Source organism: Candidatus Amarobacter glycogenicus, assembly GCF_016704105.1.
Taxonomy (GTDB): Bacteria; Chloroflexota; Dehalococcoidia; order Tepidiformales; family Tepidiformaceae; genus Amarobacter; species Amarobacter glycogenicus.
In genome coordinates, this window is sequence record NZ_JADJAT010000004.1 from 314,961 (window position 1) to 338,532 (window position 23,572).

General features: G+C 65.6%; 29 protein-coding genes. 24 read left to right on the forward strand and 5 right to left on the reverse strand.

Annotation, left to right across the window (positions count from 1 at the left end):
- Window positions 1–96 precede the first annotated feature (96 nt).
- The 10 genes from IPG14_RS08940 to IPG14_RS08985 all read left to right on the forward strand — a co-directional run bounded on the left by IPG14_RS08940 (window position 97) and on the right by IPG14_RS08985 (window position 10,070).
- Window positions 97–1,731 (forward strand): glycosyltransferase family 2 protein, encoded by a 1,635-nt coding sequence (locus IPG14_RS08940; protein WP_343391573.1) that lies wholly within the window; start codon window positions 97–99, stop codon window positions 1,729–1,731.
- 147 nt (window positions 1,732–1,878) lie between these two features.
- Window positions 1,879–2,817 carry a phosphotriesterase-related protein gene (locus tag IPG14_RS08945; RefSeq protein WP_343383798.1) on the forward strand — a complete coding sequence of 313 codons (939 nt, stop codon included), beginning with the start codon at window positions 1,879–1,881 and terminating at the stop codon, window positions 2,815–2,817.
- A gap of 386 nt (window positions 2,818–3,203) precedes the next feature.
- Window positions 3,204–4,400 (forward strand): flagellin, encoded by a 1,197-nt coding sequence (locus IPG14_RS08950; protein ID WP_343391574.1) that lies wholly within the window; start codon window positions 3,204–3,206, stop codon window positions 4,398–4,400.
- 159 nt (window positions 4,401–4,559) lie between these two features.
- On the forward strand, window positions 4,560–4,886 hold the full coding sequence (locus IPG14_RS08955) for a hypothetical protein (protein ID WP_343383800.1): 327 nt from the start codon (window positions 4,560–4,562) through the stop codon (window positions 4,884–4,886).
- Window positions 4,887–4,889: 3 nt separating this feature from the next.
- A complete protein-coding gene (gene fliD, locus IPG14_RS08960) occupies window positions 4,890–7,256 on the forward strand; it encodes a flagellar filament capping protein FliD (protein ID WP_343388830.1) in 2,367 nt (788 codons plus the stop codon).
- A 92-nt stretch (window positions 7,257–7,348) separates the two neighbouring features.
- Window positions 7,349–7,759 carry a flagellar export chaperone FliS gene (gene fliS / locus IPG14_RS08965; RefSeq protein ID WP_343383802.1) on the forward strand — a complete coding sequence of 137 codons (411 nt, stop codon included), beginning with the start codon at window positions 7,349–7,351 and terminating at the stop codon, window positions 7,757–7,759.
- 1 nt (window position 7,760) lies between these two features.
- Entirely contained in the window at window positions 7,761–8,084 is a 324-nt protein-coding gene (locus IPG14_RS08970; protein WP_343383803.1) for a hypothetical protein, read from the forward strand.
- Window positions 8,085–8,250: 166 nt separating this feature from the next.
- Window positions 8,251–8,865 (forward strand): sortase, encoded by a 615-nt coding sequence (locus tag IPG14_RS08975; protein WP_343383804.1) that lies wholly within the window; start codon window positions 8,251–8,253, stop codon window positions 8,863–8,865.
- A 61-nt stretch (window positions 8,866–8,926) separates the two neighbouring features.
- Entirely contained in the window at window positions 8,927–9,214 is a 288-nt protein-coding gene (flgM, locus tag IPG14_RS08980; protein WP_343383805.1) for a flagellar biosynthesis anti-sigma factor FlgM, read from the forward strand.
- A 178-nt stretch (window positions 9,215–9,392) separates the two neighbouring features.
- Window positions 9,393–10,070, forward strand: a complete 678-nt coding sequence (locus IPG14_RS08985; protein ID WP_343391619.1) for a winged helix-turn-helix domain-containing protein — start codon at window positions 9,393–9,395, stop codon at window positions 10,068–10,070.
- Here the strand turns inward: IPG14_RS08985 and IPG14_RS08990 are convergent.
- The gene (locus IPG14_RS08990; RefSeq protein ID WP_343391575.1) at window positions 10,067–11,242 is read right to left on the reverse strand and encodes an alanine--glyoxylate aminotransferase family protein; all 1,176 of its coding nucleotides are present in this window, start codon (window positions 11,240–11,242) and stop codon (window positions 10,067–10,069) included. The two genes, IPG14_RS08985 and IPG14_RS08990, sit on opposite strands and share 4 nt — an antisense overlap.
- A 90-nt stretch (window positions 11,243–11,332) precedes the next feature.
- Here IPG14_RS08990 and IPG14_RS08995 point away from each other — a divergent pair, with 90 nt between their 5' ends.
- Window positions 11,333–11,968 carry a GNAT family N-acetyltransferase gene (locus tag IPG14_RS08995; RefSeq protein ID WP_343388827.1) on the forward strand — a complete coding sequence of 212 codons (636 nt, stop codon included), beginning with the start codon at window positions 11,333–11,335 and terminating at the stop codon, window positions 11,966–11,968.
- A gap of 85 nt (window positions 11,969–12,053) precedes the next feature.
- Here IPG14_RS08995 and IPG14_RS09000 read toward each other — a convergent pair whose 3' ends face one another.
- Window positions 12,054–12,536, reverse strand: a complete 483-nt coding sequence (locus IPG14_RS09000; RefSeq protein WP_343391576.1) for a pyridoxamine 5'-phosphate oxidase family protein — start codon at window positions 12,534–12,536, stop codon at window positions 12,054–12,056.
- Window positions 12,537–12,648: 112 nt separating this feature from the next.
- On the opposite strand from IPG14_RS09000, the gene IPG14_RS09005 reads away from it, so the two are divergent.
- From IPG14_RS09005 to IPG14_RS09055, 11 genes are all read left to right on the forward strand, one after another.
- On the forward strand, window positions 12,649–13,302 hold the full coding sequence (locus tag IPG14_RS09005) for a TetR/AcrR family transcriptional regulator (protein ID WP_343391577.1): 654 nt from the start codon (window positions 12,649–12,651) through the stop codon (window positions 13,300–13,302).
- Window positions 13,299–13,829 carry a DUF6125 family protein gene (locus IPG14_RS09010; protein ID WP_343383810.1) on the forward strand — a complete coding sequence of 177 codons (531 nt, stop codon included), beginning with the start codon at window positions 13,299–13,301 and terminating at the stop codon, window positions 13,827–13,829. Before IPG14_RS09005 ends, IPG14_RS09010 begins: the two co-directional genes overlap by 4 nt.
- A gap of 35 nt (window positions 13,830–13,864) precedes the next feature.
- A complete protein-coding gene (locus IPG14_RS09015) occupies window positions 13,865–15,040 on the forward strand; it encodes an acyl-CoA dehydrogenase family protein (protein ID WP_343383811.1) in 1,176 nt (391 codons plus the stop codon).
- Window positions 15,041–15,156: 116 nt separating this feature from the next.
- The gene (locus IPG14_RS09020; RefSeq protein ID WP_343383812.1) at window positions 15,157–15,696 is read left to right on the forward strand and encodes a ClbS/DfsB family four-helix bundle protein; all 540 of its coding nucleotides are present in this window, start codon (window positions 15,157–15,159) and stop codon (window positions 15,694–15,696) included.
- A 34-nt stretch (window positions 15,697–15,730) separates the two neighbouring features.
- Window positions 15,731–15,997: a hypothetical protein gene (locus tag IPG14_RS09025; RefSeq protein WP_343383813.1), complete on the forward strand. Its 267-nt coding sequence runs from the start codon at window positions 15,731–15,733 to the stop codon at window positions 15,995–15,997.
- Window positions 15,994–16,692 carry a YggS family pyridoxal phosphate-dependent enzyme gene (locus IPG14_RS09030; protein ID WP_343391578.1) on the forward strand — a complete coding sequence of 233 codons (699 nt, stop codon included), beginning with the start codon at window positions 15,994–15,996 and terminating at the stop codon, window positions 16,690–16,692. Before IPG14_RS09025 ends, IPG14_RS09030 begins: the two co-directional genes overlap by 4 nt.
- Complete coding sequence (gene proC, locus IPG14_RS09035; RefSeq protein ID WP_343391579.1) at window positions 16,689–17,477, forward strand: pyrroline-5-carboxylate reductase; 789 nt, start codon at window positions 16,689–16,691, stop codon at window positions 17,475–17,477. Before IPG14_RS09030 ends, proC begins: the two co-directional genes overlap by 4 nt.
- Window positions 17,474–17,737 carry a YggT family protein gene (locus IPG14_RS09040; RefSeq protein WP_343383816.1) on the forward strand — a complete coding sequence of 88 codons (264 nt, stop codon included), beginning with the start codon at window positions 17,474–17,476 and terminating at the stop codon, window positions 17,735–17,737. Before proC ends, IPG14_RS09040 begins: the two co-directional genes overlap by 4 nt.
- Window positions 17,738–17,860: 123 nt before the next feature.
- A complete protein-coding gene (locus IPG14_RS09045; RefSeq protein ID WP_343391620.1) occupies window positions 17,861–18,088 on the forward strand; it encodes a YggT family protein in 228 nt (75 codons plus the stop codon).
- 47 nt (window positions 18,089–18,135) lie between these two features.
- A complete protein-coding gene (locus IPG14_RS09050) occupies window positions 18,136–19,062 on the forward strand; it encodes an ABC transporter ATP-binding protein (protein WP_343391580.1) in 927 nt (308 codons plus the stop codon).
- The gene (locus IPG14_RS09055) at window positions 19,059–19,838 is read left to right on the forward strand and encodes an ABC transporter permease (protein ID WP_343391581.1); all 780 of its coding nucleotides are present in this window, start codon (window positions 19,059–19,061) and stop codon (window positions 19,836–19,838) included. Before IPG14_RS09050 ends, IPG14_RS09055 begins: the two co-directional genes overlap by 4 nt.
- A 70-nt stretch (window positions 19,839–19,908) precedes the next feature.
- Here IPG14_RS09055 and rplT read toward each other — a convergent pair whose 3' ends face one another.
- From rplT to infC, 3 genes are read right to left on the reverse strand one after another with little or no spacing between them, the layout of a single operon-like run.
- Window positions 19,909–20,265 carry a 50S ribosomal protein L20 gene (rplT, locus tag IPG14_RS09060; protein WP_343383819.1) on the reverse strand — a complete coding sequence of 119 codons (357 nt, stop codon included), beginning with the start codon at window positions 20,263–20,265 and terminating at the stop codon, window positions 19,909–19,911.
- Window positions 20,266–20,295: 30 nt separating this feature from the next.
- Complete coding sequence (locus IPG14_RS09065; RefSeq protein WP_343383820.1) at window positions 20,296–20,493, reverse strand: bL35 family ribosomal protein; 198 nt, start codon at window positions 20,491–20,493, stop codon at window positions 20,296–20,298.
- Window positions 20,494–20,495: 2 nt separating this feature from the next.
- Window positions 20,496–21,311: a translation initiation factor IF-3 gene (infC, locus tag IPG14_RS09070; protein ID WP_343383821.1), complete on the reverse strand. Its 816-nt coding sequence runs from the start codon at window positions 21,309–21,311 to the stop codon at window positions 20,496–20,498.
- 8 nt (window positions 21,312–21,319) lie between these two features.
- Between infC and IPG14_RS09075 the strand changes: the two genes are divergently transcribed.
- Together IPG14_RS09075 and IPG14_RS09080 are read left to right on the forward strand one after the other, a co-directional pair.
- Entirely contained in the window at window positions 21,320–22,195 is an 876-nt protein-coding gene (locus IPG14_RS09075) for a UTP--glucose-1-phosphate uridylyltransferase (RefSeq protein WP_343391582.1), read from the forward strand.
- The gene (locus tag IPG14_RS09080; protein ID WP_343391583.1) at window positions 22,195–23,556 is read left to right on the forward strand and encodes a hypothetical protein; all 1,362 of its coding nucleotides are present in this window, start codon (window positions 22,195–22,197) and stop codon (window positions 23,554–23,556) included. Before IPG14_RS09075 ends, IPG14_RS09080 begins: the two co-directional genes overlap by 1 nt.
- The last annotated feature ends 16 nt before the right edge of the window (window positions 23,557–23,572 follow it).

Here is a 23,572-nt window from a genome sequence, read left to right on the forward strand (position 1 = left end):
TCGGCGGCAACTGCTCCCTCATCCTCCACAGTCGCACTTCCAGTCTATGCGTCGTCGCATCTGCGCGAGCGGCTCTGGAACATGCTCCCCCTATCCGTGTCGCTCCTGCTCGCGAGCTTCGTCTTCTGGGGGCCCTTCTACGCCCCTTGGCCGTTCGCCATCCTGAGCATGGGCTTCTTCACTTACTGGCTGGTCCGCTCGTACTCGGTGGCGGTCTCCTGTCTCGTGGGGCTCCGAAAACTGAAGCAGTGGCAGCAGGCCAACTGGCTTGCGAAGTACTGCGAATGGCTTCCGGACCACCCGGATGCTGAGAAGTGGGAATGGCCGCGCCACCTGGTCATCATCCCCAACTACAAGGAGAGCGAAGAGGGCCTCGCCCGCACGCTCGATTCCCTCGCGAACCAGGCGAACGCCGGCCAGGTTGTTGTTGTGATGGCGATGGAAGCCCGCGAGGCGGACGCTCACGTCAAGGCCGAGCGGCTGGTCACCCGGTACCGCCGGCACTTCGCCGGGATGTTCGCGACTTTCCACCCCGTCGGTCTCCCGAACGAAACGCCGGGCAAAGGTTCGAACGAGGCGTGGGGCGCCCGCGAGGCGTTCATCCACCTCATCGAAGACGGTGGGGACGACATCCGCCGGTACTCAGTTACCAGCTGCGATGCCGACGCAGTGTTCCATCCGCGCCACTTCGAGGCGCTGAACTTCCTCTTCCTCACGGCGCCGGACCGCTACCGGACGTTCTGGCAGCCGACCATCTTCAACAGCAACAACATCTGGGAGATCCCCGCTCCGCTCCGGATCCCGGATGGCCTCTCTGGCATCAACCGCATGTCGAACCTCCTCCTCCCCGGAAGCGTGAAGTTCCCAACTTCTTGCTATTCGCTCAGCTGGCAGATGCTGAACGAGGTCGACTACTGGGACGAGGAAGTCATCCCCGAGGACTGGCACCTCTACCTGAAGTGCTCGTACACGTTCGGCGACCGCGTGAACGTCCAGCCGATCTTCCTCCCCCTCGGCAATGACTGCGTGCTGACCGATGGGTATTTCAAGACCCTCCGCGCTCATTACGCCCAGAGCGTCCGCCACGCCTGGGGCGCGAGCGACATCCCCTACGCCTGGCGCGCCGCGCGCAACCCCGGCTCTCCTGCGAGCTGGGGCCGGAAGGTGCTCCTCGCGACGTCCGTCACGAAGGTGCACGCGCTGTGGATGGCCCAGTGGTACATGGTCACCCTCGGCGTGCTGCTCCCTTCGAAGATGGCCGGCACCTGGGGCGCCCCGCTCCCGGAGTGGTGGGTGCAGCGCTACGAAATCCCGGGCACCGGGTGGCACCCTGAGTACGTTTTCCAGCCTTCGCACTGGTTCAACTTCGACCGCACGGGCCTGCTCGAGTTCCACATGTATGTGAACGCCGCCGGCATGCTCGTCGGGGTCTGCATTGTCCCGCTCATCGTCATGATGGTGGTGGAATACCGGCAGCGTGGCCCCCGTCCGTCCAACGTCTCGCTGCCGAAGGCCGTGGCCAGCTTCCTGATCTGGCCCGCGATGGCGGTGATCACCTTCTTCTTCGCCTCGATGCCCGCCCTCCATGCACAGTGGAAGCTCGCAAGCGGCAAGGGCCTGGTGTACCGCGTGGCGGAAAAGGGCAGCCGCAGGCTGCACGTCCCCGTGCCTTCGGCGGCGTCCGCGCAGGCCGAAGCAGAAGCGGTCGGGGCGCTCGGCGGGGGCCAGTAGCCCACACGTCTTCACACTTCAAGGGCGCCGGGTTGAGCCTTCAACCCGGCGCTCCTGTTTTCCTGGGCCCGGCGGACCTCGCACCCGCCATTCGGCACCGCGCGAGCGGCGCTGTATCGTTCCCGCACCACTCCCGGGAGCATCCGCATGGCCACGATCCAATCCGCTACAGGCCCCATCGATTCCAGCGAACTGGGGTTCACGCTCATGCACGAGCATGTCCGCGTGGGCTGGGGGGCGATGTACCAGCAGTACCCGGAGATGTTCGACCGTGAGCACGAACTTGACCGCGCAGTCTCTCGCCTGAAGGATGCGCGTGCGGCCGGCGTGAAGACGGTCGTCGACCTCACGCCGATCGACCTCGGGCGCGACGTCACGCTGATCGCGGAGGCAGCAAACCGCTCGGGGATGCAAATCATCGCCGCCACGGGCATCTACTACACCGCCCACCCGTTCCACTTCCAGATGCGTGAAGACCGCGAGATGCAGGAGCTCTTCGTCCGGGACATAACTCTCGGCATTTCTACGACCGGAATCCGGGCCGGCGTGATCAAGTGCGCGACGGAACCGGAGATGCATCCAATGAACGAGCGCGTGCTCCGCAACGCCGCCCGGGCTGCGAAGGAGACCGGTGTCCCTATCTGCACCCACACCTACCCCGCCAACCGCACCGGCCTGGACCAGCAGCGGGTGTTCAAGGAGGAAGGGGTGGACCTCTCCCGTACGGTCATCGGCCACTCAGACGACTCGGACGACATCAGCTACCTGGAGCAGATCATCCAGAACGGGAGCTACTGCGGGATGGACCGCATCGGTATCCAGCGGCCGCGCACCAGCGAGCAGCGCGCCGACATGGTGGCCGCACTGGTGGAGAAGGGTTACGCGGCACGCATCACGCTTTCGCACGATTCCTGCTGCAATTTCCACTGGGCGCCGGAAGGCATGCTCGATGAGTACGCCCCGACCTGGCGGTTGACCCACATCCCGCTCGATGTCATCCCGATGCTGCGCGAGCGTGGAGTGAGCGAGGGCGCTATCGAGCAGATGACCGTCCTCAACCCGCGCCGCATATTCGGCGGGGACTGAGCGCCGTCCGCCACCCCGGCGCAGGCCAGGAAGGTCTTGTGCCGGACTCCGGGCCCTGAGCGCCCGCTCAGTGTCCACTCTCCATTCTCTCTAAGGGTTCTCCCGTAACCGGCTGTCCACCCGCCCGCCACATTGGGAGGTCGTTCAGAAGGCGCGGTTGCAGGTCGCGACGGGCCCTGCGCACCGATCCGGGGACCATGTTCACCCGCTGTCCACTCTCTCGTTCCCTGCTGGCCACCGTGTTCACTATTCCGTCCCCAAATCGCTCCCCTGGGGCACCCTTTCGCCCCGTCCTGCAACGCGATAACCACCGTGACACTAACGCCACCAGCGAGTGGCGGGGCTGCCGGGGAACCCGGGGCCCGGAAAACAGGAGAACCAGCGAAATGTCCTCGATCGTCACGAACGTCGCCGCCCTCAACGGGAACCGGAACCTCAACAACACCAACATGAAGATGGGCAAGGTGCTGGAGAAGCTCTCCAGCGGTTACCGCATCAACCGCGCCGCCGATGACGCGGCCGGCCTCGGGATTTCCGAAAAGATGCGCGCGCAGATCCGGGGCAACACCCAGGCGATCCGCAACGCCCAGGATGGCATCTCGATGATCCAGACCGCTGAAGGCGCGATGGACGAGGTCCACTCGATCCTCCAGCGTATGCGCGAGCTGGGCGTCCAGGCTGCGAACGACACCTATGACACCGCCGCCCGGACCTCAATCGGCACCGAACTCGTGCAGCTCCGGACTGAGATCGACCGGATCTCGAACGCGACGAACTTCAACGGCCAGAACCTCCTGACCGGCACCCTCACCGGTACGCTCGGCGGCGTGACGGCGAACGACCTGGTCGTGAACGACGCGGTCGCGGCGGCCATCGCCTCGAGCATCGAAGTTGCCGGTTCCAAGGCCGACACCTACACCTTCACCTACGCGGCAGCGACCGACACGCTCACGCTGACGAACTCCGCGGGCATCGCCCAGAACGTGACGCTCGGTGCAATCGCGGCCAACGGCACGCAGGTGCTGAACTTCTCGCAGCACGGCATCAAGGTGACGCTGAACAGCGCGGCGGGCGACACGGCCGACAACATTGGTGCGGCCCTCGCCCTGGCTGCGAACGACACGATCGTGGTGTCCGGTACGGGCGCCGCGGCCCTCCAGGTCGGCGCGAACACGACCGCCTACGACACCATGAATATCTCGTTCAACGACAGCCGCGCGACCTCGGCGACCGGCCTGAACCTGGTCACGGGCGGCGGCGTGGACTGGACCTCGTCGGCGACGGTCGTGGCTTCGAACACGGCTTCGCAGGCGTTCATCAACCAGATCGACACGGCGATCACCACGTTGAACACCCGCCGGTCGGACCTTGGTGCTGCGCAGAACCGCCTCGAGCACACGGTGAACAGCCTCGGAGTCAGCGTCGAGAACCTGACCGCGAGCGAGAGCCGAATCCGCGATGCCGACGTCGCCGAACTCAGCAGCCAGATGGCGAGCAACCAGATCCTGCAGCAGGCCGGCACCGCCGTCCTCGCCCAGGCGAACCAGGCTTCCCAGAGCGTCCTGACCCTCCTCCGCGGCTAACCGCCGTAACGTCCACCAGCCAAGTGGGGCCCGGCAGTTCTGCCGGGCCCCATTTTCGTTGTCCGCCTGGCCGGCGCGGCGAGGTCTCCACCGGCTGGCTCCCTCAAGATCCCCGGCTATTCGCCCGAAGATCAGGTAAGTCCCCGAAAGGAAACGGCCATGGCCGACCTTAGACTGGCTGCCATAGACCACGTTTCGTTTGCGTCGCAGGCGGTCCCGCCCGACGGACGCGGACGAAACGGCGCCTACCCGCGCCCGAAGCGCCAGCGGTCGGCGCGTGAACGGCTCATCGCCGCCCTCGCGCCAGGCCGCCTTCCGGAGACTTGTGAAGTGGACTACGTCGTGGATGCCCAGGGGATGATGGTTGCCGTCCTCGTCCGCGACCTTTCGACCGGGGAGGTCATCGCCCGAATCAACGCCGAGGATCTGTGGCAGCTGGGGACGGAAGAAGCTGCCGGCGGATTGCTCCTCGAGCGAAGGGGTTAGCGCATGTCAGACCCGGTCCGCATCAGCGGATTCTTCTCCACGTTCGATACCGAGTCGGTAATCTCGCAGCTGACCCAGGTGCGGATGAACGCCGTCACCTTGCTCGAGATCAAGAATGCCAAAGCGGCGGCGAAACAGTCCGCGATTGCGACGGTGCAGACTTCGGTCGGCGCGCTCCTTGCGAAACTGAACGCGCTTTCGGCCGCGAACTCGGTGAGCGGCAAGGTAGCCAACAGCAGCGGCGCCGCGGTCAGCGTTTCGAGTACGCCGTCTTCGCTGATTGGCTCGTTCACGGTTGATGTGACGAAGCTGGCGACTGTATCGAAGGTCCAGGGCGGCGTCGTCTCGGCCGCCATCGATGCCACGAAGCCGATGAACGAGTCGAACTTTGGGACCGTCCCCACAACTGGCAGTTACACGATTGCAACGGCCACCGGCGGCGCCCAGACGTTCGGCATCGGTGGAGGAGATGTCCAGTCCGCGGCCCTCCTCTCGGCGGCCAACACGCAGATGGCAGTCACGAGCGGGACGTTCACCATCGCCACCGCCACCGGCGGTTCGTCGACACTCACGATCGACGCAGCGACGCAGTCCCTCGCCGATGTCGTGGCCGCGATCAACGGATCGGGCATCGGTGTCACGGCCACCGTCACGGATGACCAGTATGGTCACGCGAACCAGATCTCCGTTGTCTCCACCCAGGGAGCGATCACGTTCGGCAACGGCGCCGACACCTCGAACTTCCTCTCCGCGACGAACCTGCTCGCTTCCACTGGCACAACCACCCGGACGAGCAGCGCAGCGTTCACGAAGATGATGACGCTCAACGAAGTCATCGCCGACTTGAACGGCAGCGCGATTGGGGTCACCGCGAGCATCACGAACGACGCGAATGGGCGGGCGAACATCCTCACGGTGACTTCAACCCAGGGGAACATCAGCTTCGGGAATGGCGCCGACACTTCGAACTTCCTTTCCGCGACCGCACTCATCACGTCTGCCACGGGCGCGACGCGGTCAAGCGCCAGCCCCCTTTCGCGCGCGAGTCAGTCCGCGAAGCTCGAGGATGTCGGCTTCAATGCGGGACCGGTCGCAGCGGGGCCGCACAACCTCGTGATCAATGGCGTGGACATCGCCTACGACGCATCGACGGACTCGATGACCGACGTAGTGAACCGCATCAACGCGAGTTCGGCCGGGGTGACGGCGCGGTATGACTCGATTACCGACACTTTCCGGCTCCAGAACGCGAAGACCGGCACGCTCTCGCTTACCGTCGCGGACGATGGTTCGGGTGGCGACCTTGCAGCAAAGCTTGGCCTCATCGGCGCTACGTTCACCGAGGGGGAAAACGCCGCGTACTCCATCGATGGCGGGCCAGCCCAGTCGTCGGCGTCGAATACCATCACCCACAACGGCGTTGGCGTGACCCTGAACGCCCTGACCGGCGGGACGCCGAACACCGTGACCGTGACCCAGGACACCACCTCGGCCCTGGCTGCCGTCAAGGCATTCGTCACCGACTTCAACGGCGTCATGACGGCGATCAGCGCTGCGACGAAGGCCGATGGCTCGAAAGAAAACAACACGTCGGGCCCGCTCAGCGGCGACGCCAGCCTTCGTCAACTCAAGTCGGACCTTCGCTCCATCGTCACGAGCATGGCGGTGAATGTCGACGGCAACTTCAAGACGCTCAACGAAGTCGGTATCAGCTTTGGTCCGGTCGGTTCGGCGCTTGGCGCCACCAGCACCCTCCAACTCGACGAGGCGAAGTTCAAGACGGCACTCGCCGATGACCCTGCGGGAGCCCAGGCCCTGCTCAGCGCGCTCACCCTCTCCGCCTCGCTCCAGCCGGGCGGGACCGGTTCGGTGACGGGCCTGACCGGGACATATTCGGGGGCGCAGTCCGGAAAGTACGTCATCGATGATGACGGCCTCGGCAACCTCACCTCCGTCTTCACGCCCGCCAACGGCGGCCCCGCGAGCACGACTACCGCGACCGTCGGCCTGAACGGTTCGACATCGCTCCTCGTCCCCGGGATGCTCGTGAACGTTGGAGGCGTGTTCCAGGCCGGCACGCACACGGTAACGGTCACGGCGTCTTCGCAGAGCGTCATTCAGCGTCTGAAGCAGTTCTCCGAGGTGCAATCCGGCGCCGGAGGAGTCCTCCAGAAGCGCCAGGATGCTTTCAAGAACATCCAGACGGACATCGCGAAGCGGATCGAGGACGTCCAGGACCGGATCGAGAAGGAGATGGAAGTGCTGCGCAAGAAGTTCGCCGCGATGGAGCGAGCCCAGGCGGCCGCCCAATCCGCCATTAGCCAGCTCCAGGCCTTGACGACGAAGATCACATCGAGCGACGAAAGCTAACCGCCGGGGATTTCCCCGATACTCGAATCGCGATCCGCGCCGATGCTGCTAGAGACAGAAGAAGGTTCCGCGTGAAGGAGAAGGTACCGCGAATGACCAGCAACCCGTACGCCGCCTACAGGACCGTAGAAGCGACCACAGCCGACCCGATAACGCTCACGACGATGCTTTACGACGGTTGCGTGAAGGCTCTGAAGAAGGCCGTCATTCACCTTGAGAATGGCAACCGCACGGGATTCAACGACGAGTCAAATCGCGCCTACCTCATCATCGGCGAGCTGCGTTCGACGCTCGACATGAGCCAGGGAGACATCGCCGAGAACCTTGCCGGGGTGTACGGATACTGCATGCGGCTCATCGTCGAATCGTCTCTCGGCGATGCCGAACGACTGCGGGAGGTCGAGAAGCACATCTCGACAATCGGTGCGGCATGGAAAGCCGCCACGGCCGAGCTGCGGGCGAGCCGTGCCGTTAGCCGCCTCGGCGCTGAAGCCGCGGCCTGAGATGGCCCGCGAGGCAATAGAGAGGGCCCTGGTCATCGCTCGCGAACGCCACGAGGCGATCACGCGGGGCGATATTGACGCGTATGCCGGCAGGGAAGAAGCGCTCACCGCCGCCTGCGACGTGCTCATTTCCGGCAACGCCGAGGTCTTCACCGCGGGCGACGTCCCCTCGCTGGATGAGCTGATCGCGCTGGAGACACAGTCCGGCGCGGTCCTCCAGCAACTCATGGATGAGGCTTCAGCCAGGCTCGGGACACTCCGTCACAGCGAGCGCGCGAACCGCGCCTACCTTCACCACCAACGGCTCACTGTAAACGGCGCGTAAGCCCGCCGATCCGAGCGCGTAACTCCCGTCGCCGTTCCTCGTTTTGTCACCGTTTGGCTATCTGGAAGCGCCTGACGGAGCCCCTCCCGGCGGTCAAGATCGACCCCGAAGCTGCCGACACTCACCAAGACCGGAGGGGACGCCCCGGCGCCCGGGAGGAGCCGAATTGACCCAGACCAGGACTGCCCGAAAGCTTTCGCCTTCCACGCTCGTGGCGGGCGGATTCGTGTTCGCCGCGGCAGTGATCGCATGGTTCGGCCTTTCGGGCTCGGCATCTTCTCCCGCCGAACAGCCAATCGTCACCTCGGCGGGCAATGAACGCCCGGCGAGGCCGGTCGCTGCCGTAGCCGGCGTCTCGACCGGGGGCTTGCCTACCCGAATCGTCGTGCCGGCCGCCGGCGTCGATGCCTCGATCGCGGAGGTCGGTGTCACCGTCCAGTCCGGCAAGGCGGCATGGGAAACGGCCTGGCGCGCCGCCGGCCACCACCTGGATTCGGCGATGCCGGGCCAGCCCGGCAACATGGTCATCACCGGCCACGTTTCGGTCGCAGACCGGTCGAACCTGGCCGTCTTCCGCGACCTCGAAGGCGTCGCCGCCGGCGATGTCGTCGAGGTGTTCTCCGGGGATCAGCGATACACCTACCAGGTCGACAGGGTCCTGGTGGTCCCGCCGGGCGCGGTCAAACTGCTCCGCTCGGATTCCACCTCGACGGTGACGCTCATCACCTGCACGAAGGACCTGAAGAACAGGCTGGTCGTTATCGGGACGCTTACCGCATAAGCGCATTGAAACGGTGTTGCACAGGCGGATACCATGAATACGGATTGGGAGGATGGTCCTCATGGCAGGAGTAAGAAAGACTTCCGGCCCCAGCGCTGCCCGAGGGGTGGTGTACGACCTGGCGAAGTCCCGTGCGGGGGCGTCGGCAACGGTCGATAACGCCGGGCGGACGGACTCATCCGGGATTACGGATGGAGCGCGCGAACTTGCCTCGGCACTTCGCATCGTCCAGGAGGCGGAAGAGGCTCGCACGGAGCGGATGCTCGCCCTGAAGGCCCAGATCGCGAACGGCACTTACAATCCCGACCCTCGCGAAATCGCGCGAAAACTCGTCGAACGCGGGTTCTGAACCGCGCATTGGATTGGGGCTTTCCCGTCCGCGAACCTTTGACCCAGCACTCGGGATTGCCCCAATACACGCGCCGCCGCGACGGGCCTACGGTGGGAGTGGAAGAGGTTGTTGGGTTGGTGGGGTCATCCTGTCGCTCCCGGCACAGCAAGCTCAGCGGAGTAGTCAATTGCCAACCGTGCTAGCAATCGTCTCCGGTGCTCCGCGGGCTCTCGAGGGGCGGTCACTCATGGGCGACCATCTCACCGCGGAGATCGCGGCTGAGGCAGGCCCCTGGATTGCCCGCGCCGGCGAGGATGTCTTCGATCTGCTCGTCCTCTGCGGCATGTCCGTCGATGACCAGCAGGCGATCGTGAACGGGTTTCACGCCAACCGCCGATGGCGGCTGGTACCGGTCCTCTACGTTGCCAACGATGACTCGCCTGGTCTCGCCATCCCGGGGACGTTCCGCCCGGAAATAGACGGCATCGCCCGGGGCCGTCTCGAAACTCCCCAGGTGCAGAAACGCATCGTCGAACTGGCGCGCGACGGCATCGGCAGCGCAGAGCTCGTCGTCGCTGGCCCCTTCGAACTCGACCCCCTCCGCGGCAAGCTCCGCCTCGCCGACCTCGAGGTGACACTGACGGAGCGCGAAGCAGAGATCCTGGCGATCCTCCTCGCCCAGCCCAACCGCACCGTCTCCTCGACCGAGATTATCGAACGCGGCTGGGGCACCGAGGCCGATGCGCGCTACCTGCAGATCCTCCGCCGCCACGTCTCGAACATCCGGCGCAAGCTGCAACGCACTGCCGCGGCCCGCTCCGTTCGGACCGTGCGCGGTTCGGGCTATCGCTTCGATGTGAAGCTCGCGGGTTAGGCCAGCCCAGTTGCCGCAGTGTCCACGGCCGCCCTCACGTCAGCCTTGAAGCCCTGTTCGCGGAGGATGTTACCGAGGCTGCGAAGGGCGAGCAGGACGTTTCCCGGGTTACTCGATTCGCCCATCAGCCCGATACGCCAGACCTTCGCCCGCAGGTCTCCGAGCCCGCCGCCGAACTCTATCCCGTGCCGGTGCAAGAGCGCGCCGCGCACTTCCGCGTCGTTGACGCCTTCGGGGATGCGTACCGTCGTCAGCACGGGTAGCCGGTAGCCGGCGTCGGCGTGCAGGACCAGGCCCATCGCTTCGAGCCCCGCCTGCAGCGCGCGGCCATTCTTCTCGTGGCGAGCCCAGCGAGCTTCGAGTCCTTCATCCAGGACGAGCGCGAGTGCCTCGTGGAGCGCGTACACCATCGAGATTGGCGCCGTGTGATGGTAGGCGCGCCGTTCGTCCCAGTACGCCTCCAGGAGCGAAAGGTCGAGGTACCAGCTGTTGCACGGGACTTCACGCGCCTTGATGGCGTCCCATGCCGCCGGCGACATCGTCAGCGGCGCCATGCCCGGAGGCGCGCTCAGGCACTTCTGGGTGCCCGAATAGACCGCGTCCGCGCCCCAGGCGTCGACGGTCACCGGTACGCCACCGAGCGAGGTTACGCAGTCGACGAGGAGGAGGGCACCCGATTCCTTCGCGAGTTTCACGAACGGTTCGACCGGCGTTTGCACACCCGTCGATGTCTCCGCGTGGACGATTCCGATGAGCTTCACGTTTCCGGCTGCCTTCACGGCGGCTTCGACGCCGGCCAGGTCGGTGGGAGAGCCCCAAGGCGCCTGGACGCGCGTGACCACGCCGCCTGCGCGTTCTGCCATCACGGCGATGCGTTCGCCGAAATAGCCGCAGATGCCGACGACGACTTTCTCGCCCGGCTGGACCAGGTTCATCACCGCGGCTTCCATGCCACTCGTCCCGGTGCCGGGCGTCGCGAGGGTGATCCGGTTCGATGTGCCCATGACCACGCGCAGCATGTCGTTGCACTCATCCATGATCTTCAGGAATTCGGGGTCGAGGTGGCCGAGGATGGGTGCGGTCATCGCCTTCAACACGCGCGGATGGGCGCCGCTGGGGCCGGGGCCCATGAGGATGCGGGTCGGGGGGTTGAACGAGGGGCTGAAAGACATGCCCGATATCCTATGCGGCCATCACATAACCGGCGACCGAAGAGGGCTTGCGTCCTCGGCGTACTGTACCCGCGGGAGGAGACCACACCCATGACCCAGGCAGATACCGCACAACGAACTCGCGAGCCGCTCGCCGCGAACATCCGCAAGGCAACGCCGGCCGACCGCCAACGGCTCACAGCGACGATGGCGAGGGCGTTCGACGACGACCCGATCGCCAACTGGTTCGCCGCACAGGACAGGCGGCGCGCAAGGCGCGTCTACGATTTCATGGATGCGGCATTCCAGATCACCAGGGCGCACGGAGAGGTTTACACGACGGACGACCTGGAGGGCGGGGCGTACTGGTCGCCGCCTGGGAAGTGGAAGATGGGCGTCCTCCAACAGGCGAGACTGCTGCCGGCGATGGTCCGGACGGCCTCCTGGCGGAGGCTGCCGGCGGTAGCCCGGGGAATGAACGCCATCGAACAGAAGCACCCGCACGAGCCGCATTACTATCTCCTCGCGCTGGGCGTGGAGCCGGACCTGCAGGGCCGGAGCCTCGGCACGCAGCTGATGGCCCCGATCCTCGAACGCTGCGACCGCGAACGGGTCCCGGCCTACCTCGAAAGCTCGAAGGAGAAGAACCTGCCGCTCTACGAACGGAACGGATTCCGGGTGACCGAGAAATTCCAGGTGCCGAACGGCGGCCCGGCGATCTGGCTCATGTGGCGGGACCCGCATTGAACGCGAAGGAATCCAGGTAATTGCCCTCGCCGATGCGAGGCAGCGCCCCGGCTACTGGCAGGATCGGTAGCCACCAACCTCAGCGCTAACCGTGCCTGGTGACGATCCACTGGCCGTCGCCCGGCCACTGAAGGCGCTTCATCGTGCCGTCGCTCGTGAAGGCCACGTACGCGGCTGACTCGATATCGATCGTGAAAATGTGGGCCGGCCCGTTGGCGCGCCAGCCGGTCTGTTCGAAAACCCACTGCCAGTAGCCTTCGATGCGGTGTTCCGCCAGTGGCGTCGCGCGCCCCCAGAGCTTCGCGTCGCCCTGTTTTCCGTCCTTGTTCGAGGTCGTGCTGTGGATGGTGCAGCGAGGGTCGCGCAGGAGGTCGAGCGCCTTTTTCGCCTGCCAGATGCCGCCCAGGGCGAGTTCTCCCTCGTAGATCACCCACTCGATCGGCGAGATCCGCGGGAACCCGTCTTTGCGCAGCGTCCCGAGCATCAGGAGGTCGGTCGACTTGAAGCGTTGGAAGCAAAGGGCTGCCAGTGCCGGCGCTTGCAGTTCGAACTCGTCCCAGGAAGCCACAGTTCACCTCGCCAACAGGCCATTGCCCGCCCTGTTGCCAAGTCTACGCGGGACCCGCGACATCTCCTGGCAGGCTTGACAGGGGACCGCAGCAGTAGGGAAGATAGTGAAAATGAATTCACTATCTTCGGGCCGGGCGCCAAAGCAGAGAGCCGAAGACCGGCGCAGGACGATCCTCGCGGGGGCCAGTAGCGTCTTCGCGGGTGCGAGTTTCGCCCAGGCAGACACCGGAGATCTCGCGGCTGCAGCCGGCGTCACACCGCCGGCGTTGTATCGCTACTTCCCCACCAAGCGCCACCTTTACCTCGCGACGCTCGCAGATGCGGGCCCGAAGCTGCTCGAACTCTGGCAGCGCGCCCTTTCGGCGGCGCCGGACCCCGCCAGCGCGATCAAGGACATCGGCATGGCTTACTACGGCCATGCCAGGTCCCGTTCGCCGGTCATGCGTCTCTGGTTCCAGGCCGTGGGCGAAGCCGCGGACCCGGAGGTGCGCGCCCTGGTCGCCGAGACGCTCGGTAAGGCGGTCGGCCTCGTCCAGGCGGTCATCGAAGACGGCCAGCGAGCCGGCGTCTTTCGCGACGACATGGACACCCGGACCGCCGCATGGGAGTTCATGGGGATCGGTTTCTCGATGGACCTTGCCCACGTGCTCGGGTTTGGCGACGACCTCTCACGCGAAACCGTGGAAGAGATGGGCGACCGTTTCATCGATTCCTTGCGCCCCCGCGCGGACACCACCACAACAGGAAGAGGAGTTACCGAGTGAATGCCCCGCCCAGTCTCGCACCCGCTGAACGCGAAGATCTGATCCGCTCCGCCTGGTACTCCCACGATGCACGCTGGTTTAGCACCGTGGCTGCCGATTGCGGGATGGAGGTCGCCAACCGCGCGAACCGCCAGGCCATCCGGCAGGCGGGCATTGTTGAGGCGCGCCGCCTGTCCAAACATCTTGACCTTCCGCCGGTGCGGTCGCTCGATGCATTCTTCGCGTTCACCGATACCGGTCGAGATCTCTTTGTCGGATCCATCGTCGATCTGGCAGTGCGAAAGACCGGCGAGCTTTCGTACGAGGTAGAGGTGACGAAGTGTTTCGCTGCCGAGAACATCGCGCGGGCTGGCCTGGCCGAAAGCTATGAGTGCGGCATTTTCGACAGGATCGAGGGCTGGCATGAAGGGCTCGGGCTACCGCTGGCGGAGCCCGTGCCACGGACGCTCTGCCACCTCGCGAACGGGCGGCGCTGCACGCGCCGCCTGGACATTGTGCCCACGCCAACTGCAGATTCTCGCCCGTAGCGATACACTCGTCCCACAACACATCCGAGGTTCACATGGATTACCGAGACACTCCCGAAGAGGCAATCTTCCGACAGGAAGTGCACGACTTCATCCAGAAGGAATCGCCCCGCAACGTCATGCGCGGCGAAGGCGGCTATGGCGGCCAGGGCGACGCCTGGAAGGCGTGGGTGAAGAAGCTCGCCGACCGGGGTTGGGTCGCTCCGGCCTGGCCGAAGGAGTATGGCGGCGCCGGCATGTCGGTCATGGAGCAGTTCATCTTCAACTGGGAGATGGCCGAAGCTCGCGCGCCGCGCCCGGGCGGCATCGCGACCGGGTTCGCCGGCCCGACCCTGATCGTCCACGGTACCGACGAACAGAAGCAGAAGTACCTTCCGGAGATCCTGGATGGCGAGACCGTTTGGTGCCAGGGCTACAGCGAGCCGGGCGCCGGGAGCGACCTCGCCTCCCTGCAGACTCGGGCCATCCGCGATGGCGATGACTACGTGGTCAACGGCCAGAAGATCTGGACATCGGGCGGGCACATGGCGAAGTGGATGATCCTCCTCGCCCGCACGGACCCAGAGGCCCCCAAGCACCGCGGCATCACCTACTTCATCGCCGATATGAAGGCGCCTGGCGTCACCGTCCGGCCGCTCATCAACGCGGCGATGACCCACGAGTTCAACGAGGTCTTCTTCGAAGACGTCCGCATCCCGAAGCAGAACATCATTGGCGAGGAAAACCGCGGATGGTACCTCGCCCAGACCACGCTGAGCTTCGAGCGCTCCAACATTGGTGGCGCGGTCGGCGCCCGCCAGGGTGTTGAGGATCTCGTGACGCTGGCGAAGACCAGCGATGTCAGCACGCTGAAGTCCAACCCCGGTGTGAAGCACGAACTCGTGGACCGCATGATCGAGGCCGGTGTCGCCACCCAGATGAGCCTCAAGATCATTTCGATCCAGGCGAAGGAGGGCGTCGCACCCGGCCATGAGGCCAGCGTGGCGAAGCTGTACGGCACGGAGCTGAACCAGCGCATCGCCCGCACCGCGATGAAGGTCCTTGGGCTGTACGGTCAGCTCGATGCGAAGTCCGAAGGCGTCGATGCCTCCCGTTTCGGCCGCTACAAGTACCAGTACCTCCGTTCGACGGCGAACACGATCGAGGGCGGCACGAGCGAAATCCAGCGGAACATCATCGCCACGCGCGGCCTGGGCCTGCCGAGGGCATAGCCCTTCACCGTCTCGCAGGAACGAGCGCGGGGGGCTTCGCAAGAAGCCCCCGTCCGGTTTGTGACGGCGGCAGCGGACGGCCGTTATCCTCGCAACCAAACAATCGGAGGACCGCCTTGACCGGCCCACCAGCCACCAAACCCGAACTGCTCGCCCTGATCAACGAACGCTGGGCCGCGCTCTGGCAGCTGGTCGGCGCACTGAACGACGAGGAGATGGAGCGCCCCCTCGGGGACGGTTGGAGCCCGAAGGTCCATGCGGGGCATGTCACCGCCTGGGAGAGGTCGCTGGTTGCGTTGCTGCGCGGGCAGCACCGCGGCGAGGCGATGGGTCTCCCCCGCGAAACCTGGGACGCCCATGACTCAGGTGACGAGTCCAGTTGGCCCGCGACCGGGGACGCCGTGAACGCCGCGCTCGCCGCAGCCGCCCAGGTTCAGCCCCTGGCCGAGGTGCTCGCCCAGAGCGCGTCGACGCATGCCGAACTGCTCGCCCTGCTCGGCTCGATGACCCAGGAAGACCTCGATCGTCCTTACTCGCACTACCAGCCCGACAACCCGCCGCTGAACCCCGCACCCGTCGCCGGGTGGATCCACGGGAACACCTGGGAACACTACAACGAACACATCGGCTGGCTGGAGGCCGGGTTGCGGGGCTGACGGCTACAGGCTGCGTCCGCGCTACACTTCCGTCATGGGCTTCTACTATGGCTCCTCGGGACCTCCGAAGGAGGATCCCCCACCGGGCTCGTGGCGCGAAACCATCGCCATCATCTTCGCCGTCTTCAAGGCCCTTGCAGTCCCGCTCGGGATCCTCTTCGGCGCCGTCATCGGGCTCGTTCTCGTCATCCTTGCCTTCACCGTCAGCGGCTGGCTGGGGCTCGGCCTGATCGCGGCGGTAGTGCTGGCACTCGCCGGGTACGGGGTCTGGGAAGCGAAGCACCCGCCGGAGGTGGGGTGAGCGCCGCCGCTTCAACCCTCGAGGAGCGCGTTGCTGAAGTCCGGGGACGCATAGCCCGGGCGGCATCGCGATCGGGCCGCCTTCCTGAGTCGGTGACGCTCATTGCCGTCACGAAAACACATCCCGCGGAGACCGTCCTCGAAGCGTTCACCGCCGGGCTCACGGACTTCGGTGAGAACCGGGTCCAGGAGGCCACCGCCAAGGCCGAAGAAGTCTCCCAGTCACTGGGGACGCAGGCTCTCGTGGCCGGTGGTCCGCGCTGGCATCTCATCGGCCACCTCCAGACGAACAAGGTCCGGGCCGCCCTCGGTACCTTTGCTATACTTCACTCCGTCGATTCGGAACGGCTCCTGCGGGCGGTCTCCGGCGCGGCAACCTCTCCGATCCAGGTCTTCATCGAAGTGAACATCGCCGCCGAACCGCAGAAGTACGGTGTTACCGCCGCCGAGGTCCCGGCGCTCGTCGCGATCGCGCGCGAATTGCCGAACATCGAGGTGTGTGGCTTGATGACCGTCGCCCCACACGTTGCCGACAGGGAGGGGACGCGCCCCGTGTTTCGCGCCCTGAAGACACTCGCCCAGCGCCAGGGCCTCAGCGGGCTTTCCATGGGCATGACGAACGACTTCGAAGTCGCCATCGAGGAGGGCGCGACCCACGTGCGAGTCGGCCGGGCGCTTTTCGGAGAACGCCCATGAAAGTCGCAATTGTCGGCGGGGGCGTCATGGGGGAGGCGATCCTCGGCGCGGCCCTGGACCGGGCCGTTTTCTCGGCACCCGAAGTAACCGTGATCGAGAAGCTCGAAGCCCGGCGAGACCAGCTCTACGCCCGCTACGGCGTCCAGGTCTCCAGCACGTTCGAAGCCATGAGCGATTCCTCGTTGGTCATCATTTCGGTGAAACCGCAGGAGATGCGTTCCGTCGCCGGTACCCTGCGGGAAGACGCTGTGCTGCTCTCCATCATGGCGGGCGTCACCATCACGTCGCTGAAGGCGGAGTTCGGGCACGACCGCATCGTCCGCGCGATGCCTAACACGCCGGCCGCCGTCAAAGCCGGGATGAGCGCCTGGACGGCCACGGAGGCTGTCTCCGCCGACCAGCGCGAGTTCACGCGGACCTTGCTTTCGGCCATTGGCCGCGAACTCTACGTCGATGACGAAAAGAAGATCGACATGGTCACGGCAGTAAGCGGCAGCGGCCCGGCGTACGTGTTCCTCTTCATCGAAGCGATGGTCGAAGGCGCCGTGACGGTCGGACTGCCGCGAGCAGCGGCCGAGGAGTTGGTGCTCCAGACGCTCTATGGCTCGGCGCTGTACGCGCAGGAGAGCGGCCGGAGCGCGGCTGACCTCCGGGCGGCGGTCACCTCGCCGGCCGGGACGACGGCAGCCGGGCTCCTCGAGCTCGAGAAAGGCGCCTTCCGGGCCGCCGTCATCGAATGCGTGAAGGCCGCGCACGAGCGTGCGGTGGAACTCGGCAACGCATGAACGAGCAGATTGCGTTCCTCTTTACCACATTCCTTTACCTGTTGATCGTCGCGATCCTGGTGCGGTCTCTGTTCAGCTGGTTCCCCAACCTGGACCGCAACGGGCCTTTCGTCCGATTTCTCGACCTGGTGACGGAGCCGCTCATCCAGCCGGTCCGCCGCGTCGTCCCCAACGCGGGCATGTTCGACCTTTCGCCGATGATCGTGATCATCGTCTTGCTCGTGATGATCCAGGTGGTTGAACGGGCGGCCGCACAGTAACCATTTTGGAAAGCTTCAGTGCGAGCGGCGACCGTCGATCTGGTATCATGTGAAGCACATTCGGGTGCCCGTTTCGGAGTAGCGAAGATAAACCCCTACGTCGCCCAACTGACCATAACGTTTCTGAGCATCCTGATGTGGGCAGTGATCGCCCGCTCCTTGCTGAGTTGGTTCCCGGTCGACCAGTCGAGCCCGCTCTACCAGATGCTCTTCAAGGTCACCGAGCCGATCATCGACCCGATTCGCAGGGTGATGCCGAACACGGGTATGTTCGACATGAGCCCCATGATCGCGATGATGCTGCTCATCGTGATGCAATACCTGGTTGCCGGTCTCGTCGCTCCGGCCTGACGCGTCCCAACATAGTCCATCGTGGGTCGCTGTGGGACACTGGCTCCGTGCCCCCATACGCCGTGCGCGCGTCCAACATCACCCGCGGCTACGGCGGACGAAAGGCCCTGGACGGCTTCTCGCTCGATGTCCCGGCGGCAGGTGTGTTCGGCCTCCTTGGCCCGAACGGGAGCGGAAAGAGCACCTTCATCGCCATGCTCGCCGCCACCGAGCCGCCGGAAACCGGCTCTCTCGAGATCCTCGGGGGCCCGCCTTCGCGGGCGCTTCGGCGCCGCATCGCGACGGTCTTCCAGGAGAACACCGCAGACCCCCTCATGAGGGCCGGCGAGTACCTTCGTTTCGCCGGGCGGGTGTTCGGGGTGGCGTCTTCGGAACTCAGTACGCGGATTCCCGAACTGCTCGAACGATTCGGGCTGGGCGACCGCGCAGCAGACCCCGTTTCGAGCCTTTCGGGCGGTATGCGCCGGAGGCTGGAGGTCGCGCGGGCGCTCCTTCACCGGCCCGAACTGCTCCTACTGGATGAACCCACTACCGGGATCGATGCCGAAGAGCGGGCGATCCTCTGGGAAACGCTGCGCTCTTCCGCGGACGCTGTGACGATCCTCCTGGCCACGAACGATCTTTCCGAAGCCGACGCGGTCTGTGACTCGGTCGCGTTCATCCAGGGCGGGCGAGTTGTCGCCAGCGGCTCGCCGGCGGAACTGAAGGCTGGCCTGCGCCGCGAATCGGTCCGCATCGCCTGGCCCACGGCCTCGGAAGGTGAACTCGCGGAGGTGGCCGGTTGGCCGGGCACGGGCGAGGTGGCCAGGGACGGCGACATCGTCGTGGTGACCACCGATGAAGCCTCGACTTTCGTCCCGCGGTTGTTCGCACTCGCGCCGGACGCGGTCCGGTCCGTGACGATCGCAACGGCTTCCCTCGAGGACGCATACTTTCAGCACGTCCAGAGGCGCACAGGGGAGGCTGCAAGATGAGCGCCGCCCTGGTCATCGCCCGACGCGACCTGCTTGCCGTCGTCCGTTCCCGCAGCCAGCTCTACAGCTCGATGCTGACGCCGATCCTCTTTCTCGTCTTCCTTGGGAACGGCGTCTCTCACGGCCTGGAGCCGGCGAACCTCCCGGACGGTAACTTCACCGCGTACCTGGTGGCGGGCGCCGTCGTGATGACTTCGGTGTTCTCGTCGACCTTCTCCAGTGCCTCCTACTACCGCGACCGCGACAGCGGCGTCCTCAGGCTTCTGCTGTCGGCCCCTGTCCACCCCCGGGTCCTCTTGCTGGGAAAGTCGCTAGCCGCGCTCGCCATCGGTGTTGTCCAGGCGATGGCCGTGCTTCTCCTCGCGGCGCCGTTCGTCGACTTCGAGTGGCAATACGGACTGGTTGCAGGACTCTTCGTCTCGCTCGCCGCGGTTGTGCTTGTGAACCTGATGCTCACGGGGCTTGCCCAGGCGCTGGCGTCGCGCATCCAGACGATGCAGGGCTTCCACCTGTTGATGAACCTCGCACTCTTCCCGCTCCTGTTCTTCTCCGGAGCGTTCTTCCCGATCGACGGGTTGCCGGCCTGGCTGCGTGTGCTGGCGTTTGTGAACCCCCTGACCTACGCCGTCGATGCCCTGGAACTCGCCGTCTACGCCTCCGGCGACGCCACGTTCATCGGGCTTGGGGTCGACTTCGCCGTGCTCGCCGTGCTGGCAGCCGGCACCTACCTGGTCGGCCTTGCGCGGACACCCAAGCTCACATACTCCGGCGCCTGACCACGCGCGGGGGCAACAAGAAAGGCGCCCCGAACGGGACGCCTGATCTGTCCTGGGCGGTGCCGGGACGCTACGCGAGCGCGGCCTTCGCCTGTCCAGCGAGCTGTTCGAACGCATCCGGCCGGGTGACGGCCAGGTCGGCAAGCGCCTTGCGGTCCAACTCGACGCCGGCAACCTTCAGGCCGTGGATGAGGCGGCTGTAGGTCAGGCCGTGCAGCCGGGCGGCCGCGTTGATGCGCATGATCCACAACTCGCGGAAGTCGCCCTTCTTGTCGCGGCGGTCGACCCAGTTGTAGCGAAGCGAATGGAGCATGCTTTCGTTCGCGCGCTTGATGAGGCGGTGACGCTGGCCGGCGTGGCCCTTTGTCAGCGAGAGGATCTTCTTGTGGCGGCGATGCGACGTGACGCCACGCTTAACTCGGCTCATGGTCTGGTTCTCCCTGGGGTGCCGCTGGGCCTACTGGCCCGCCAGCAGCCTCTTTACGATATCGGCATGAGTGCCGGCGACCTCGACGGTCCGCCCGAACTTCACGGTAACGGGTTGGCGCTTCTTGCGGCGGAAGTTATTGCGGCTTCCCTGCATACGCATGATCTTGCCGCCGCCGGTTACGCGGAAGCGGCTGGCTGCGCCCTTGTGGGTCTTCAGCTTCGGCACTGTCAGTCTCCTGTCGGGTCGTCGTCGTCGTCATCTTCGGCGTCGAGACCTTCATCGTGTTCGTCTTCGCTCACCACCGGAGCCGCTTCCGCAGCCGCCAGGATGGCTTCGTCCTCTTCTTCCTCTTCCACCACGGCCTCGCCAGCAGCGGCGGCGGCAGCGGCGGCCCGGGCCTTGGCAGCCATCTTCTTCTTGTCGAGAGACAGGATGATGGTCATGTGCCGGCCTTCGAGCATCGCATCCTTTTCGAGGCTTGCGATGTCATCCAGGCTGGCCTGGACCCGGTCCAGGAGGGCCTTGCCGATCTGCGGGTGCGTGATTTCGCGCCCGCGGAACATGACGGTGACCTTCACCTTGTCGCCCTGCTTCAGCAGTTTCGCAGCGGTCCGGGTCTTGAAGTCCACATCGTGGTCATCAATCTTCGGTTTCATCCGCACTTCGCGGAGCTGCACGTTCTGCTGATGCTTCTTGGCCTCCCGTTCCTTCTTCGACTGCTCGTACTTGAAGCGGCCGAAGTCCATCAGCCGTGCCACGGGAGGGCTCGCCTGGGCGGCCACTTCCACCAGGTCGACTTCCCGCTCACGTGCCATCTGAAGGGCTTCCGACGTCCGGATGACGCCGATCTGGCGGCCTTCTTCGTCGATGACACGAACTTCCGGCACGCGGATCCGTTCGTTGATTCTCGGCTCTGGTGGTGCCGGCTTTGGTGGAACCTTCGATCGCTTCCTCAAACTGCTCCCCGGGGAAAGATAGACAGCTTCGAATAGTAGCAGCGAGTCCCCTTCCTGTATATCCAGCGCCGGAGACCGTCGTACCATGCTCCCGTATGCAACCTGTCTCCACCGCAGTCATTCTCGCCGCCGGGCTGGGCACGCGAATGCTCCCCGCAACGAAGTCCATCCCGAAGGAGATGCTGCCAATCGTCGATAGGCCGCTCGTCCAGTACTGCGTCGATGAAGCCCTGGAAGCCGGGATCACCAACATCGTCTTCGTCATCGCCGAAGGCAAGGGCGCCATCCGCGAGCACTTCGAAGGCGGCGCCCGCGTTGAACGCGCGCTGCGGGAGGCAGGCCACGAAACCGCGGCCGAAGCCCTGCTTGCCATCGGTGGCCGCGCGACCTTCCACTACGCGAACCAGGACCGGCAGCTCGGCATCGCCCACGCCGTGAATTGCGCGCGCGAACACCTCGAAGGGCGGCCCTTCGCCCTCATGTTCCCGGACGACCTGGTGCTGGGGGTGTCCTGCGTCGCCGAACTCGCGGCAGCCCATGCGAGGACTGGCGGCAGCCTCATCGCGGTTGAACCCGTCGCCGATGCGGATGTGCCCCAGTACGGCATTGTCGACCCTGTGGATGGCGCCAACCCGGCCCGGCTCCGGCGAGTGGTGGAAAAGCCGAAGCTCGAGGATGCCCCGTCGCGACTCGGCATCGTCGGCCGTTACATCCTCAGCGAGACCATTTTCCAGCACATCGACCGCATCCCTCCGGGGGCGAACGGCGAACTGCAGATCACCGACGCCCTGGCGAGCCAGATCGCCGCGGGCGAGCCGGTCTCTTCGTTCCAGTTCTCTGGAGTGAGATACGATACTGGGCGGCCGCTCGGCTATCTGACGGCTTCGGTAGCGGCTGCAATGCGCCGGCCCGAACTCGCCGGCCAACTCCGGGCACGCCTCCTCCCACTCCTCACCGAAGGTGAACGCTGATGCGCATCCTCTCGATCGGCTATCCCCTCCCCAACATGGCGATCGACAACTACAACCCGCTGACGGCGCCGAGCTATTGCGATTACGACGCACTGATCATCGACCCGGCCAGCATCACCAGGGCGGGCAAGGACCTCGCCGAGGAGGGCACCGAGTTCGAAGCGTTCGATGGCCGTCCGGTGATCAACGCGCCGACGACTGCCTCTGCAGTGAGCGCCAACGACCAGTTCCGGCGCCGAACCGATGAGACGCGCCGGCTGCTTGAATCCGGTGGCCTCGTCGTCGTGCTTGCTCGCCCGGACGCTGTCCAGGGAGGCATCCTCGGCTTCGAGGGCCTCGACCGCTACCACTGGCTCCCCGCCCCCGGCGGCCTGTCATGGGGCCCGCCCTACCTCAAGCCAGCCGAGGGCACGACAGTCCGGATCGCCGGCGCGGAAGAGCACCCTTTCGTCGCTGTCCTGCGTGAACACCGGCAGGCGGCGGGCTACCGGGCTGTCTTCGACGACCGCCAGGCGGAGGTGCGGCGGGCGGGGCACGTGCTCGCCACCGGCGGCGCCGGCATCCCCATCTCCATCGAGTTTCCTGTGCTCGGTGGACGGGTCCTCTTCCTCCCTGTCATCGCCGATAACCCGTACGCGAACCGCACGGAGCTCGCCCAGTCGCTCGTCGACGCTTGCGTGCGCCACGCCGGGAGCGATTTCGGCGCCCAGGAGCCCTACTGGGTGCGCGCCCAGGCTCTCCCGGGGCTCGAACAGGTCGAAGCGGAGCTCGAAGAAGCCCAGTCGGCGGCGGCTGACGCCGCTTCCCGCGAGACTGCCATCCGGGAGCGCCACGATACCCTCGCACGCCACCGCCGGCTCCTCTGGGAGGATGGGCAGGTCTTTTCCGGGGCCGTCGCCGAGGCACTCCGCCTGCTCGGGTTCGCGGTAGAGCACACGCCAGGCGAGCCGCTCTCGTTGGAGCACGAAGGCGTCCGCGCGTTCGTGGAGCTGGAGAGTGCGCGCGAACAGGTCGTGGAGTGGCCGTACGTCCGCCTTCAGCGGCGGCTGGAGGAGCACCTCCTCCAGAAGTCCGAGTCGCTCAAGGGCATCGTTGTCGCCAACGGCTACCGGGAGAAGGACCCGGAACAGCGCGAAGAGGAGTTCAGCACACCGCTTCGCGTCGCCTGTGAAAACTACCGCTACAGCCTCGTCTCCACCCGCACGCTCTTCGAACTCGTGAAGCGCACCCTCGCGGGAGTAGACGAGGCGCAGATGCTCGCCTTCCGAAGGCGTCTCATCCAGGGGGCCGGGCTGCTCACACAGGAAACCCTCCTGGGCGAGGCTCCCGAGGAATCGGCGAGCACCGGCCCGATCTTCTAGCTTCGGCGCCCGGAAC

Excerpts from the sequence above, each read along its gene's own strand:
- IPG14_RS08945 (WP_343383798.1), top strand. The coding sequence starts at position 1,879 with ATGGCCACGATCCAATCCGCTACAGGCCCCATCGATTCCAGCGAACTG.
- IPG14_RS08950 (WP_343391574.1), top strand. The coding sequence starts at position 3,204 with ATGTCCTCGATCGTCACGAACGTCGCCGCCCTCAACGGGAACCGGAAC.
- IPG14_RS08955 (WP_343383800.1), top strand. The coding sequence starts at position 4,560 with ATGGCCGACCTTAGACTGGCTGCCATAGACCACGTTTCGTTTGCGTCG.
- fliD (WP_343388830.1), top strand. The coding sequence starts at position 4,890 with ATGTCAGACCCGGTCCGCATCAGCGGATTCTTCTCCACGTTCGATACC.
- fliS (WP_343383802.1), top strand. The coding sequence starts at position 7,349 with ATGACCAGCAACCCGTACGCCGCCTACAGGACCGTAGAAGCGACCACA.
- IPG14_RS08970 (WP_343383803.1), top strand. The coding sequence starts at position 7,761 with ATGGCCCGCGAGGCAATAGAGAGGGCCCTGGTCATCGCTCGCGAACGC.
- flgM (WP_343383805.1), top strand. The coding sequence starts at position 8,927 with ATGGCAGGAGTAAGAAAGACTTCCGGCCCCAGCGCTGCCCGAGGGGTG.
- IPG14_RS08990 (WP_343391575.1), bottom strand. The coding sequence starts at position 11,242 with ATGTCTTTCAGCCCCTCGTTCAACCCCCCGACCCGCATCCTCATGGGC.
- IPG14_RS08995 (WP_343388827.1), top strand. The coding sequence starts at position 11,333 with ATGACCCAGGCAGATACCGCACAACGAACTCGCGAGCCGCTCGCCGCG.
- IPG14_RS09005 (WP_343391577.1), top strand. The coding sequence starts at position 12,649 with ATGAATTCACTATCTTCGGGCCGGGCGCCAAAGCAGAGAGCCGAAGAC.
- IPG14_RS09015 (WP_343383811.1), top strand. The coding sequence starts at position 13,865 with ATGGATTACCGAGACACTCCCGAAGAGGCAATCTTCCGACAGGAAGTG.
- IPG14_RS09025 (WP_343383813.1), top strand. The coding sequence starts at position 15,731 with ATGGGCTTCTACTATGGCTCCTCGGGACCTCCGAAGGAGGATCCCCCA.
- proC (WP_343391579.1), top strand. The coding sequence starts at position 16,689 with ATGAAAGTCGCAATTGTCGGCGGGGGCGTCATGGGGGAGGCGATCCTC.
- IPG14_RS09040 (WP_343383816.1), top strand. The coding sequence starts at position 17,474 with ATGAACGAGCAGATTGCGTTCCTCTTTACCACATTCCTTTACCTGTTG.
- IPG14_RS09055 (WP_343391581.1), top strand. The coding sequence starts at position 19,059 with ATGAGCGCCGCCCTGGTCATCGCCCGACGCGACCTGCTTGCCGTCGTC.
- rplT (WP_343383819.1), bottom strand. The coding sequence starts at position 20,265 with ATGAGCCGAGTTAAGCGTGGCGTCACGTCGCATCGCCGCCACAAGAAG.
- infC (WP_343383821.1), bottom strand. The coding sequence starts at position 21,311 with ATGGTACGACGGTCTCCGGCGCTGGATATACAGGAAGGGGACTCGCTG.
- IPG14_RS09075 (WP_343391582.1), top strand. The coding sequence starts at position 21,320 with ATGCAACCTGTCTCCACCGCAGTCATTCTCGCCGCCGGGCTGGGCACG.
- IPG14_RS09080 (WP_343391583.1), top strand. The coding sequence starts at position 22,195 with ATGCGCATCCTCTCGATCGGCTATCCCCTCCCCAACATGGCGATCGAC.